Annotated in this window: 14 protein-coding genes; 9 read left to right on the top strand and 5 right to left on the bottom strand. The window is 66.8% G+C overall.

The window, feature by feature from the left end; translation table 11 throughout:
- Positions 1–10: 10 nt before the first annotated feature.
- The 6 genes from LH400_RS17540 (at position 11) to LH400_RS17515 (ending at position 6078) form a co-directional block, all read left to right on the top strand.
- Positions 11–1699, top strand: coding sequence for a nitrite/sulfite reductase (locus tag LH400_RS17540; protein WP_229154234.1), 1689 nt, complete (start codon positions 11–13; stop codon positions 1697–1699).
- Positions 1699–2214, top strand: coding sequence for a DUF934 domain-containing protein (locus tag LH400_RS17535; RefSeq protein ID WP_229154233.1), 516 nt, complete (start codon positions 1699–1701; stop codon positions 2212–2214). Before LH400_RS17540 ends, LH400_RS17535 begins: the two co-directional genes overlap by 1 nt.
- A complete protein-coding gene (locus tag LH400_RS17530) occupies positions 2211–2963 on the top strand; it encodes a phosphoadenylyl-sulfate reductase (RefSeq protein ID WP_229154232.1) in 753 nt (250 codons plus the stop codon). Before LH400_RS17535 ends, LH400_RS17530 begins: the two co-directional genes overlap by 4 nt.
- 279 nt (positions 2964–3242) lie before the next feature.
- On the top strand, positions 3243–4145 hold the full coding sequence (cysD, locus tag LH400_RS17525; RefSeq protein ID WP_229154231.1) for a sulfate adenylyltransferase subunit CysD: 903 nt from the start codon (positions 3243–3245) through the stop codon (positions 4143–4145).
- Positions 4145–5899 carry a sulfate adenylyltransferase subunit CysN gene (gene cysN, locus LH400_RS17520; protein WP_229154229.1) on the top strand — a complete coding sequence of 585 codons (1755 nt, stop codon included), beginning with the start codon at positions 4145–4147 and terminating at the stop codon, positions 5897–5899. Before cysD ends, cysN begins: the two co-directional genes overlap by 1 nt.
- Entirely contained in the window at positions 5896–6078 is a 183-nt protein-coding gene (locus tag LH400_RS17515) for a hypothetical protein (protein ID WP_229154227.1), read from the top strand. The genes cysN and LH400_RS17515 overlap by 4 nt, the downstream gene beginning before the upstream one ends.
- 70 nt (positions 6079–6148) lie before the next feature.
- Here LH400_RS17515 and LH400_RS17510 read toward each other — a convergent pair whose 3' ends face one another.
- The 4 genes from LH400_RS17510 to LH400_RS17495 form a co-directional block, all read right to left on the bottom strand.
- Positions 6149–6343 carry a Trm112 family protein gene (locus LH400_RS17510; RefSeq protein WP_370638412.1) on the bottom strand — a complete coding sequence of 65 codons (195 nt, stop codon included), beginning with the start codon at positions 6341–6343 and terminating at the stop codon, positions 6149–6151.
- A 123-nt stretch (positions 6344–6466) separates the two neighbouring features.
- Entirely contained in the window at positions 6467–7174 is a 708-nt protein-coding gene (locus LH400_RS17505) for an LON peptidase substrate-binding domain-containing protein (protein ID WP_229154223.1), read from the bottom strand.
- A gap of 95 nt (positions 7175–7269) precedes the next feature.
- Positions 7270–8283, bottom strand: a complete 1014-nt coding sequence (trxA, locus tag LH400_RS17500) for a thioredoxin (protein ID WP_229154221.1) — start codon at positions 8281–8283, stop codon at positions 7270–7272.
- Positions 8280–8813 (bottom strand): prolyl-tRNA synthetase associated domain-containing protein, encoded by a 534-nt coding sequence (locus LH400_RS17495; protein WP_229154219.1) that lies wholly within the window; start codon positions 8811–8813, stop codon positions 8280–8282. Before LH400_RS17495 ends, trxA begins: the two co-directional genes overlap by 4 nt.
- 325 nt (positions 8814–9138) lie before the next feature.
- On the opposite strand from LH400_RS17495, the gene LH400_RS17490 reads away from it, so the two are divergent.
- Entirely contained in the window at positions 9139–9990 is an 852-nt protein-coding gene (locus LH400_RS17490; protein WP_229154217.1) for a delta-class carbonic anhydrase, read from the top strand.
- Between the two features lie 84 nt (positions 9991–10074).
- Here the strand turns inward: LH400_RS17490 and LH400_RS17485 are convergent, their stop codons facing one another.
- On the bottom strand, positions 10075–10764 hold the full coding sequence (locus LH400_RS17485; RefSeq protein WP_229154216.1) for a DUF2161 family putative PD-(D/E)XK-type phosphodiesterase: 690 nt from the start codon (positions 10762–10764) through the stop codon (positions 10075–10077).
- A gap of 154 nt (positions 10765–10918) precedes the next feature.
- On the opposite strand from LH400_RS17485, the gene LH400_RS17480 reads away from it, so the two are divergent.
- Both LH400_RS17480 and LH400_RS17475 read left to right on the top strand, forming a co-directional pair.
- A complete protein-coding gene (locus LH400_RS17480) occupies positions 10919–11530 on the top strand; it encodes a hypothetical protein (RefSeq protein ID WP_229154215.1) in 612 nt (203 codons plus the stop codon).
- A gap of 167 nt (positions 11531–11697) precedes the next feature.
- The gene (locus tag LH400_RS17475) at positions 11698–12429 is read left to right on the top strand and encodes a proteasome-type protease (protein WP_229154214.1); all 732 of its coding nucleotides are present in this window, start codon (positions 11698–11700) and stop codon (positions 12427–12429) included.
- Positions 12430–12433 lie beyond the last annotated feature (4 nt).

Here is a 12433-nt window from a genome sequence, read left to right as displayed (position 1 = left end):
GGGAAGAGCCATGTACCGCTACGACGAATTCGACGAACGCTTCGTACGCGAGCGCGTCGCCCAGTTCCGGGGCCAGGTGGAGCGGCGGCTCGACGGCTCGCTGACCGAGGACGAGTTCAAGCCCCTGCGCCTCAAGAACGGGCTCTATCTCCAGCTCCACGCCTACATGCTGCGCATCGCCGTGCCCTATGGCACGCTGAATTCGCGGCAGCTGAGGCAACTCGCGCACATCGCCGACACCTACGACAAGGGCTACGGCCACTTCACGACGCGCCAGAACCTGCAGTTCAACTGGCCGAAGCTGAAGGACGTGCCGGACATCCTGGACCGTCTCGCCGATGTCGAGATGCACTGCATCCAGACCTCAGGCAACTGCATCCGCAACGTCACCTCCGACCAGTTCGCCGGCGTCGCGGCCGACGAGGTCGAGGATCCGCGCCCGACGGCCGAGCTTTTGCGCCAGTGGTCGAGCCTGCATCCGGAATTCGTCTGGCTTCCCCGCAAGTTCAAGATCGCCGTCACCGGCGCCGAGCACGACCGCGCGGCGATCATGGTCCACGACATCGGCCTGAAGCTGAAGCGAAACGCGCATGGCACCGTCGGATACGAGGTCATCGTCGGCGGCGGCCTCGGCCGGACCCCGATGATCGGCAAGAAGATCAAGGACTTCCTGCCCAAGGACGAACTGCTCGCCTATCTCGAGGCGGTGATGCGGGTCTATAATTCCGAGGGCCGGCGCGACAACAAGTTCAAGGCGCGGGTGAAGATCCTCGTCCACGAGACCGGCGAGGAGGAGTTCCGCGCCCGGGTCGAAGAGGAATACGCCAAGCTCGACGGACCGACGATCAACGCGCCTCAGGAAGAGGTGGAGCGTATCACCGCCTATTTCGCGCCGCCGTCCTATGAGGATCTGGCCGAGACCTCCGAGGTCTTGGAGCAGGCCCGGGCTATCGACCCGGCGCTCGACCGCTTCGTCGAACAGAACGGCTTTGCCCATAAGCAGCCGGGCTATATCGCGCTGACCATCGCGTTGAAGGAGATCGGCGCCGTGCCGGGCGACATGAGCGCCGACCAGATGCGGGCCTTCGCCGACATCTGCGAGCGCTTCTCCTTCGACGAGTTCCGGGTGACGCACAGCCAGAACCTCGTCCTGCCGCATGTGAAGAAGGATGACGTCCCGGCGGTCTTCGCGGCTCTGAAGGAGGCAGGTCTCGCTTCGGCCAATGCCGGCCTCATCACCGACATCATCGCCTGCCCGGGCCTCGACTACTGCGCGCTGGCGACGGCGAAATCGATCCCGATCGCGCAAGGCATCGCGAAGACCTTCGCCGACGAGAACAGGCAAAGGGCGATCGGCCATCTGCCGATCAAGATCTCCGGCTGCATCAATGCCTGCGGCCATCACCATGTCGGCGCGATCGGCATTCTCGGGCTCGAAAAGGGCGGGCGCGAGAACTACCAGATCACGGTCGGCGGCGACGCCACCGAGCACGCCGCGCTCGGTGAACGCCTCGGTCCCGGCATCGACGCCGAGGACGTGCCGGGCGCGATCGAGGCGATCGTCGAGACCTATCTTGCCGAAAAGCAGGGTGAGGAGAGCTTCATCGAAACCGTGCGCCGGGCCGGCCTCGACCCGTTCAAGGCGACGTTCACGGAATTCGTTGCAAGCCGCAGCGAAGCCCAGGAGGCCGCGGAATAATGACCCTGATCGCTGCAAGCGGCGCCAAGAACGACGCCTTCACGCGGATCGACAGCGTCGATGCGGCCAAGGCCGCCGAGGGCCCGGTCATCGTGCCGCTGGCGCTGGCCGAGGCCGCATGCGCGGCCCGGCCGGATCTCGGCTTCGGCCTCTCGGTCCCCTGCAACGCCCTTATCGAAGACATCGCGCCCTATTTCGATGGTGCCGATCTGATCGCGGTCGAGTTCCCGGCCTTTTCCGACGGACGCGGCCTGTCGCTCGCAAGGCGCCTGCGCCGGGCCGGCTTCGCCAGGACCCTGCGCGCCTCCGGTCCGCTGATCGCCGACGAGTTCGCCGACATCCTCGCCTGCGGATTCGACGAGGTGGAACTGCCGGAGACCATGGCGAACCGCCAGCCAGTGCAGCAATGGCTGGCGGCGAAGGACACGGTCACCGACCATTACCAGACGGGCTATGGCGAGCGGCCGAGCATTCTCGAGCAGCGCCTCGCCGCACGGAAAGGCATCGCGTCATGATCCAGGATCCGAAGCTCCTCGCCGAAACGCTGAACGCGGAGTTCCACGATCTGACGCCCCTGGAGCGCCTGCTCCAGCTTCGCGAGAAGGTGAAGGGCCGCATCGTCTTCACCACCAGCCTCGGCATTGAGGACCAGATGCTCACCCATCTGATCTTCGCGAACGCCATCAAGATCGAGGTCGTGACGCTCGACACCGGTCGGCTGTTCCCCGAGACCTACGACGTCTGGCGCAAGACCGAGGAGAAATACGGCAAGCGCATCCATGCGAAATATCCGCGGGCCGAGGCGCTGGAGACCCTCATCGAAGAACAGGGGATCGACGGCTTCTACTACGCCAAGGAGTTCCGGCTCGCCTGCTGCGGCGTGCGCAAGGTCGAGCCGCTGAAACGGGCGCTCGACGGCGCGAGCGCCTGGGTGACCGGCCTTCGGGCCGACCAGTCGGCCAACCGCCACGACATGGACTTCGTCGGCTATGACAGCGTCAGGAAGCTGGTGAAGACGAACCCGATCTTCGACTGGTCGCGGCCACGCGTTGCCGACTATGTCGAGCGTCACGGCGTGCCAATAAACGCGCTGCACGCCAAGGGCTTTCCGTCGATCGGCTGCGCTCCCTGCACCCGGGCGGTCCAGCCGGGCGAGCCCGAGCGCGCCGGCCGCTGGTGGTGGGAGGACGACACCAAGCGCGAATGCGGGCTACACGTGCCGGACCCCGATCCCGCGGCAGTCAGCGAGGGCGCCGGGATCTGAGGCGGCGCCGGACTTCCTGCCGAAGGCTCCGCCACACCTCAGGATGACGCGGCCCCTCCCCGCTTCGTCATCCTCGGGCACCGTCCCGAGGATCCAGAAGAGCGGCGTACGCGAGCATACGGCCCGACAGGTACGGGCTGCGATGAAGGACTGGATCCTCGGGACGGAGCCCGAGGATGACGACATGACTGTTTTTGCGCCGACGATCCGGCGTCTGCGGCCTGTAGCGCGACGCCGTCGCCTCGCACGGCAGCGCCCTCAACGAGAAGGCTTCCTCCCATGAAGCACATGACGCATCTGCAGCGGCTCGAGGCCGAGTCGATCTTCATCATCCGCGAGGTGGCGGCGACGGCCGAGAACCCGGTGATGCTCTATTCCATCGGCAAGGATTCGGCGGTCATGCTGCATCTGGCGATGAAGGCCTTCGCGCCGGGCAAGCCGCCCTTCCCGCTCCTCCATGTCGACACGACCTGGAAGTTCCGCGAGATGATCGAGTTCCGCGACCGGCGCGCCAAGGAACTTGGGCTCGACCTCATCGTCCACACCAATCAGGACGGGCTGCGGCGGGGGATCAATCCCTTCGCATCGGGCAGCCGTGTCCACACCGACGTGATGAAGACCGAGGCGCTGAAGCAGGCGCTCGACATCTACAAGTTCGACGCGGCCTTCGGCGGCGCGCGCCGCGACGAGGAGAAGTCCAGAGCCAAGGAACGCATCTTCTCGCTGAGGACGCCCGAGCATCGCTGGGATGCCAAGAACCAGCGGCCCGAGCCCTGGCGCCTGTTCAACACGCGCAAGAAGAAGGGCGAGAGCTTCCGGGTCTTCCCCCTGTCCAACTGGACCGAGCAGGACGTCTGGGACTACATCGCGCTCGAGGCCATCCCTGTCGTGCCGCTCTACTTCGCCGCGCCGCGCCCGATCGTGAAGCGCGACGGCGCTCTCATCATGAAGGACGACGAGCGCATGGAGCTAAGGCCTGGCGAGAGCGTCGAGACCATGATGGTCCGCTTCCGTACCCTCGGCTGCTACCCGCTCACCGGCGCCGTGGAATCCGAGGCGAGGACCCTCGACGACGTCATTTCCGAGATGCGCGGCTCGCGCGTGTCCGAGCGCCAGGGCCGGGTGATCGACCAGGATTCCGGCGCCTCGATGGAAGAGAAGAAGCAGGAAGGCTATTTCTGATGACCAGCGCATTTCAGGCACGCCGCCTTCCCGACGAAGCCGATCGGGCAACGCCCTCCCCCGCCGCTGCGCTAGAGGACGAGACCTTCGCCGGTCCCGCGCCGGACCCGGTTCCCGGCGAGGGCGGTCTCTCGCTGGTCGACCCGCAGGGGGCCATGCAGCCGCTCGTCTCGCCGGCGGAATCGCTCCTGCGCTTCATCACCTGCGGCTCGGTCGACGACGGCAAGTCGACGCTGATCGGGCGGCTGCTCTACGAGACCAATGCGGTCTTCGACGACCAGATGGAGGCCCTGAAGCGCGATTCCAAGAAGTTCGGCACGACCGGCGAGGATCTCGACTTCGCCCTCCTCGTCGACGGTCTGTCGGCCGAGCGCGAGCAGGGCATCACCATCGACGTTGCCTATCGCTACTTCTCGACCGGCGGCCGCGCCTTCATCATCGCCGATACGCCCGGCCATGAGCAGTACACCCGCAACATGGCGACGGGCGCATCCCAGGCCGAACTCGCGGTGATCCTCGTCGACGCGCGCAAGGGCATCCTGCCGCAGACCCGGCGGCACTCCTTCATCACCTCGCTCGTCGGCATCAAGAGCGTCGTCGTCGCGATCAACAAGATGGACCTCGTCGACTTCAGCCAGGAGCGCTTCGCAGAGATCCGCCGCGACTACGAGGCGCTCCTGCCCTCGCTCGGCTTCACCGATGTCAGCTTCGTCCCGATCTCGGCCAAGAACGGCGACAACATCGCCACGCGCTCCGCCAATACGCCGTGGTATGACGGCGAGACGCTGCTGGAGCGGCTGGAGAGCGTGCAGCCGGAGACCTTCGATGCGTCGGCCGAGCCCTTCCGCCTGCCGGTCCAGTGGGTCAACCGGCCCAATCTCGATTTCCGCGGCTTCACCGGCACGATCGTCGGCGGCCAGATCGCCAAGGGCGATCCGATCGCGGTCCTGCCGGGCGATCGGCGCACGACCGTCAAGGGCGTCTTCGGTCCGAACGGCGAGGTCGAGGAAGCCGAGGCGGGCGAGGCGATCACGCTGACGCTTGCCGACGAGATCGACGTCTCGCGTGGCGACGTGCTCGTCGCGCCCGGCGACACCGTTGCCGTCGGCAGGAGCTTCACGGCCGATCTCCTCTGGATGGTCGACCGCCCGCTGGTCGCCGGCGGCCGCTTCGTCCTGAAGCTCGCCTCCAGCCAGACCCCGGCGAGCGTCCGGACCCTCGACGGCCAGGTCGACATCCACTCCTATGAGCAGAAGCCGGCCAACGCCCTCTTGATGAACGAGATCGGCAAGGTGACCATCGCCGCCGACCGGCTGATCGTCGCCGCCCCCTATGGCGAGAACCGCGAGCTCGGCTCGTTCATCCTCATCGACCCGGTGACCAACGAGACCGCAGCGCTCGGCATCGTCCGGCAGCCGGTGGCCGAGGCCGCCGCGGGTTCCGATGAAGACGCGGAAACGCCGACGGCGGCGAAGAAGGGTCTGCTCGGCCGGCTGACGACGCTTTGGCTTGGCGAAGCGGCGACGGGCAGCCCGGCGCGGCGCGAGGCGGTTCTGCGCTCGCGGATCGCCGGCTCGGTTCTCGTCGCCTTCCTGGCGCTGCTGTTCGGGATGAACTTCGCCCTGATCTTCGTCCTGGCGCTCCTCGACTTCGCGCTGCGGCCGTTCCTGGCCGTCGCCTTCGGGGCGAACGAGCCGCCGGAGCAGGGAAAGAAGAATGACCCGACGACGGTCGGCGACGGGGCCGGCATATGATGGCCTGCCCGGACTGCCATTCTGCCTACGGGGTCGGCGGCGAGAGCCGCCCGCCCTTCCGGCCGATCGGCGGCGAGGAACATCGCACCTATCGCCGGCCGGTCCCCCTCATCGAACTGACGCTGCTCGGGGCCGCCGTCGCAGTCTGTGCTGCCTTCGTCGGCGGCTTCATCGGCTGACGTCGCGCCGAAGTCGCTCCAGATGGCGCCGCTTCGAAGGCAGTGACAGACAGCGTGCCTGTTCCGCCCGCTACTCCTCCAGTTCCCGCGCCTCGGACGGCAGCATGATCGGGATGCCGTCACGAATGGGATAGGCGAGCTTGGCGGCCCGGGACACGAGCTCGTTCTTCTCGCGGTCGTAGGACAGGGTCGTCTTGGTCAGGGGGCAGACCAGGAGTTCCAGGAGCTTGGGATCCGGCTTGCCGGCCTTCTGGCGGTCGCTCATCATTCTCTCCGGCGCGCTTGGCTGGGCGCGGCGCAAATCATCGCGCCTCGCAGCCGTTCTAGCTCACCGCCGCATCGCCCGAAAGCGCCGATGGCGGCGAGCCGAACGCGCGAGGCATGCCCGTCACTGCAGCGTGTGGTTCGAGCCGTCCTCGCCCTCGCGGGCCAGGGCGATCTCGGTGATGGCGATCAACGTCTCGGCGCGGGTTTTCAGGTCCGGCGCCTCGAGCAGCGCCTGCTTTTCCGCCGCACCATAGGGCGACATCATGCAGAGCGCATTGACCAGCGTCTCGTTGGAGGCCCGGCTGACGCTTTCCCAATCGGCTTCCAGCTGATTGGCGTCGAGATACTGGCGGAAGGCCTTCAGGAGGGCGTCGCGGTCGACCTCCTTCGCCCCCTCGCCGAAATTCAGGTCGCGCAGGAAGGCGGTGAGCCGGCAGCAGCGATAGGGCTTGTTCTGACGGTGGATCTCTTCAGTGACGCGGAACCGCGCGATCCCCTGGAGATTGATGATGTAGCGGCCGTCGCCGGTCTCGGTCAGCGAGGTGATGCGGCCGAGGCAGCCGACCTGGCAGAGCTCGGGGTCGCCGTCCGAGCGCGATGCTCCGTCAAGCCGGGGCTGGATCATGCCGATGATCCGGTCGCTCGCCATGGCATCGTCGATCATCGCCAGGTAGCGCGGCTCGAAAATGTTCAGCGGCAATTGGCCGCCGGGAAGGAGCAGCGCTCCGCTCAGCGGAAACACCGGGACGGCCGACGGAAGGTCAGCCTCGTCCGCATAATTGACATTGCCCGCCTGAACCAATCGTCGCCTCCGTTGCCGATCCTGCATTTGGGACCCGGGCGGGCGAACTCAAGGGAGGCAGCGCATCCTGCGGCAATGACGCGCGATGCGGCCCGTCAGAGCCGCTCGCGCGCCAAGAGGCCTTAGGAAAACAGAAGCGAGGAGAGCCGGCGCCGGGCCTCCTTGGTCGCAGGATCGGTCGGTCCCCAGGCTTCGAAGAATTCGAGCAGCTTCTTGCGGGCGCCCTCGTCGTTCCAGCCCCGCTCGCGCCGGATGATTTCCAGGAGATGGCCGGCCGCCGTGGCGCGGTCGCCGCGGGCCTGCGCGATCAGAGCGAGATCGTAGCGCGCCTGATGATCGTCCGGATCGCCCTCGATCCGCGCCTGCAGCTGCACCGGATCGCCGAGCTCCGCGATCTCCTCGGCGAGCTTCAGCTTGGCGCGCACGCCGGCCAGCGCCGGGTCGTCCGCCTTGTCGGCCGGCACCTGGTCGATCAGCGCCTTGGCACGCTCGGCGTCGCCGGCCGCGATGTAGCATTCCGCCAGGCCCGCCGTCGCGCCAGGATGGCCGGGCTCGTGCTGCAGGATGGCGCCGAAGAGCTGGGCTGCGCTCGCCGCGTCGCCCTGGTCGAGCAGGCCCTTCGCCTGGTCGAGCGCCTCGGCGATCGGATCGCCTTCCTCGCCGCCGTGCCCCTGTGTGAGGCGGTCGATGAAGGCCTTCACCTCGCTCTCGGGCAAGGCTCCCATGAAGCCGTCCACCGGCTGCCCACCGACGAAGGCGAAGACCGCGGGAATCGACTGGACTCCCAACTGGCCGGCGATCGCGGGATGCTCGTCGATGTTCATCTTGACGAGCTTCACCTTGCCGCCCGCCGCGGTGACCGCGCGCTCCAGGATCGGCGTCAGCTGCTTGCAGGGGCCGCACCAGGGCGCCCAGAAGTCGACGATGACCGGCTGGCGGCGCGATTCCTGGATGACGTCGGCCGAGAACTTGGCCGTGGTCGTATCCTTGATCAGATCCGCCGGCGCCGAAGGTTGGCTCCCGCCGAAGCCGGAAAGGCCGGTGGCCGGAGCCTGGCCGGCGGCAGGCTCTCTGCCCGCCATGGTGGTCTGGCGCCCGTAGCCGCCCTGGGAATTGCCATAGGGATTGTTGCTCATCGGTCCTGCCCGTCGCCGTCGGTGTCCGCAGCCTCGAGCCCGATGACGAGGGGCTCGTGCCTTAAGGATCGGAAGAACGCCATCAGATCCGGCGTCGCGATCGTGGTGGTCGCTTCGTTCGTCAGCGGATGGCAGTTCACCATATCGTGCGCAAGCAGCCGCTCATCAAGCACGACGCTGACCGCCCCGGCTTCGTCGTTGATGACGCCGAAGGCGGTCACCGAGCCTGGCGTGACGCCGAGCATGGCCTGCATGGCGTCGGGGCCGGCGAAGGACAGGCGTCCCTGCGCTCCGATGCGCTTGTGCAGGCTCTTCAGTTCCACCACCGTTTCGTGCTCCGCGACGATCAGGAAGTGGCGGCCCTTCTTGTCCTTGACGAACAGATTCTTGGTGTGCCCACCGACCATGTCGCGGTGGATGTCCTGGCTTTCCGCGACGGTGAATACGGGCGGGTGGTCGACCGTCGTAACGTCGATCCCGAGTTCCTGCAGGTAGCGCATCAGATCGTCACGCGTTGCCGGCACGGCCATGCTCCCATTCCGTTCGATCCGGCTCATAGCGGAAAGCGGCGGGGATGCGAAGGGCGGGGAAGACGAGCTTCGGCCTGTCGACCCTTGCGGCCCAGGGGCCCAGCGACATCGATCGTGCGCCGCCTCGCCTCCGGCCGCTGCGGCCGGCGCCCGTCCCGGCGGCGGTTTCGGCGATGCCGCCAGGCGCCCCCTCATTCCGACCGAGAGGTAACTTATTGTATTGTCTACGTATTATTAACAGAACGACAAGCCGGATCCTGTATCGGTCACGCCGGGGACATTTGCACGGGCGGCCGGCCCCGATCGGCCTGGGGATCATTCATCGATGACAGCGCGAAGCCTCTTCGTCCGGACCATGTCAGGCGCAGCGATCTCGGTCGTGTTGGCGACGCCGGGTCTGGCCGAGGACATCTGCCGGGGGTACGGGCCGCAGTCGCCGCGCGACATCGGCGTCCATGAAGGCCGCAACGGCGTCGTCTCCGGCGAGGCGCCGGATGCCGGCGTGATGAATCTCTGCAACATCCACACCCATACCAATGCCGAGCACAAGGGTCCCGGCTTCTCCGTCTATGCCGGCGAAGGCGAAAAAGGCGGCTACCGGTGCAACGGCAGTGACGCGCTGTCGGCGGCAGAATTGGCCCCCACGGCCGAAGGACGCAGGGCATTCGAAGGGGCCGAACCCGGCGACACGATCGAGGTTCACTGGGTCTACACATCCTGCGACGTTCCGCCGGGCGAAGGTCTCGGCGCCTGTTCGAGCGGCACCTGCAGCAACCCCACGCTTCGCGTCGAGGCGCAGGTCTTCCTGCTCGTCAACGATGCCAAGGCGCTCGACTTCGCCGATTTCGACTATCAGGGTCGACGCATGGGCGGCCACTACCAGCCAAAGGCCCTGCCGAGCGGCACCGGCAAGCCGGTCGTCTATTCCGGCTCGACCACAGGCCCGGATTACTCCCAGGCGATTTGCTCGCCCGCCCAGGTTACCTGGAGCGTCCGGCCGCAATGCGCCAAGCTCGACATCAATTCGCTCGAGCGCTGGGCAGAGAACGGCAATGTCTTTGGCGAATACCATTCGCACGGCGTGCGGCCGCTCGTGCGCACACCCGATCTCCTGTCGCAGATCAAGGAAGAAGTGGTGAAGGAAGCCCGCTGGGACGACCCGCTGGCAACGCCTTGACCCCTTTTTCCGGCTCGTGCGGGATCTCCCACAGCCCTAGCGGCCGGGCCTTCGGCCGCGCCGACGCGTAAGCGCCAGAAGACGTCAGGCCGCCTGCGCGGGCGCCCTGTCCTCGCCGTGTTCGGCAGAGGGCCAGCGCGCGAGCGCCTCGATGCCGGCCGGCGTCAGGCCGTAGAGGCCGCGATCGACGCGCTCGAACCAGCCATAGACGTTGCGCTGCAGGATCTTGGCTGCCGTCGGGACGGCCTGCTTGAGATCGCGCGGCCGCTGTGGCGCTTCCACCATGGCCCTTGCACAGGCGAGCGCGTCCTGCCGGTAGGCGGTCATGATCGGTGCCCGCGTGCTGCCGCCCTCGGCCGGATCGCCGCGTCGGCGCCGGTGCTCGTCGACGAGGCGCGACCGGCGGCGCGGATCGCGGCGTGGCGCGGGAGCCGCAGGGCTGAGCAGCGGTTCGACCGTCCCGTCCCCGCCAACGCCGAGAAGGCCGAAGCCGAGCCGGCGGCAGAGCGCGCGAAAGCGCTTGTCGCTCTCGCGTCCCTTGCCGCGGGCGGAGAGGCGGGCGGCTAGCCAGACCTCGTCGCAGGCCGCCGCCCGGTCGACGCCCTGCAGGACGAGTTCGAGGTTGAAGCTCATCTTCAGCTCGCAAACCACGAGAATGGGCGGCGAATCCGGACTGACGGCCAGGATGTCGCAGCCGCCGATCTCGCCTTTCACCGAAAGACCGAGCCCTTCGAGGAACGACTTGACCGGGGCGTAGAGGGTGGTTTCCGACACGATGGCTGCGGGCCTTGCTTGCGTTCATTTCGAATCAAATGCGCCTGACGGCAGCATGCCCGACTTAACAGCTGGTGGTGCAGAATGACTCTTCCGAAACAATCGAGGCATGTCGATGATGCACCTTCGTCGCGCGATCGCGGCCTGCGCCTTAATGCCCGCACTCCTCGCCCTGACGCCGGCACCGGCTGCGGCCGGGCCGTCCGAAGATGCGGCCGCCTACATCATCCTCGGCATCGAGCCGGGCGCGCGAAACCCGCACTCGCCGGACCGATGGGAATCGCCGCGCTCGGGGCTCTTCCGGCTGACGATCCCCGGTGAGGGCGCTCAGGCGAGCGGTTTCCTCAACGTGGTCAAGACGTATCGCAAGAGCGACTGCCGGTTCGTCTTCGAGATTTTTCGCAGCGGCGGCCTCGGCGGCAGCCCCGACCTGAGGGCAAATCTCACGGTGGACCTTGCGAAGATCAGCCATTTCCAGGCAGCGGTCTCGGCCGGACCCGATCGCTCGCGCCTCAGGCGAGCGGCCACGGCGGAAAAGGGCGCATTCTGCCTTCTCGAGGCGACGGGCGGCGGAACCGAGGATCCGAGCTATTTGTCGAAATGCTCGGCGAAGGGCGACGTCGAAAGCGTCACCGGCTTTCTGGGCAACTCGTTCGTGCCGGTCATCGCCGACCGGCCGGTGCGGCAGGAGGAGGCGCGCCTCGCGGCCGCCGAGCGCCACTTGAAGCGAGGCCACTGCGTCACGGACTGCTGCGAGGCGCTGTAGGCGCACTTTCTGATGCGGGATTGCGTCAGCGCCACCAACCGGCAACAGTTCGAAACAATCTTGGCCGGCCAAATATCGCCGATTGCCCCCGGCGTCGACATGACGAATGATCCGCGCAAGCAGCGAATCCTATAACGGTCGCGGCACTTCTGGGGCAGATGACTACGATGACGTACTGTGTCGGGCTTCTGGTCGATCGTGGACTCGTATTCATGTCCGATACACGGACGAATGCGGGCGTCGACAATATTTCCGTCGTATCCAAGATGAAGACATGGGAGGTGCCGGGCGAGCGCTTCCTGTGCCTGCTTAGCGCCGGCAATCTCGCCACGACCCAGGCGACGGTCTCGCTGCTCGATGAGCGAATGGTCGCGCCGGCCGAGCGCCAGCCCGGCATTCTCACCCAGCCCTCCATGTTCCAGACCGCCAAGCTGATCGGCGAGACGGTCAAGGAAGTGATCTCCGGCACCGCCCAGGGGGGCCAGACGGCGGACGCCGTCTTTTCCGCCTCCTTCATCCTCGGCGGCCAGATTAAGGGCGGCCGGCCGCGCCTGTTCATGATCTATCCGGAAGGCAATTTCATCGAGGCGGGCGCGGACAATCCGTTCTTCCAGATCGGCGAGCACAAATACGGCCGGCCGATCATCATCCGCACCTACGACCCGGCGATGTCGCTGGAGGAATGCGCCAAGCTGCTGCTCGTCTCCTTCGATTCGACGATCCGCTCGAACCTCTCCGTCGGCCTGCCGATCGACATGCAGTTCTACGAGACCGACAGCCACGTCGCCGGCTATCGCCGCCGCTTCGACCAGCGCGACCCCTATTACCAGATGATCTCCGAGGGCTGGTCCGAAGCCCTGAAAAGCGCTTTCGACGCGCTGCCAGCCTTCCGGCGCTGATCGC

Origin of the sequence: Jiella soli, from assembly GCF_020615385.1 — a bacterium.
Classification (GTDB): domain Bacteria; phylum Pseudomonadota; class Alphaproteobacteria; order Rhizobiales; family Rhizobiaceae; genus VKMB-3413.
This window is presented reverse-complemented; position numbering and strand designations above follow the sequence as displayed.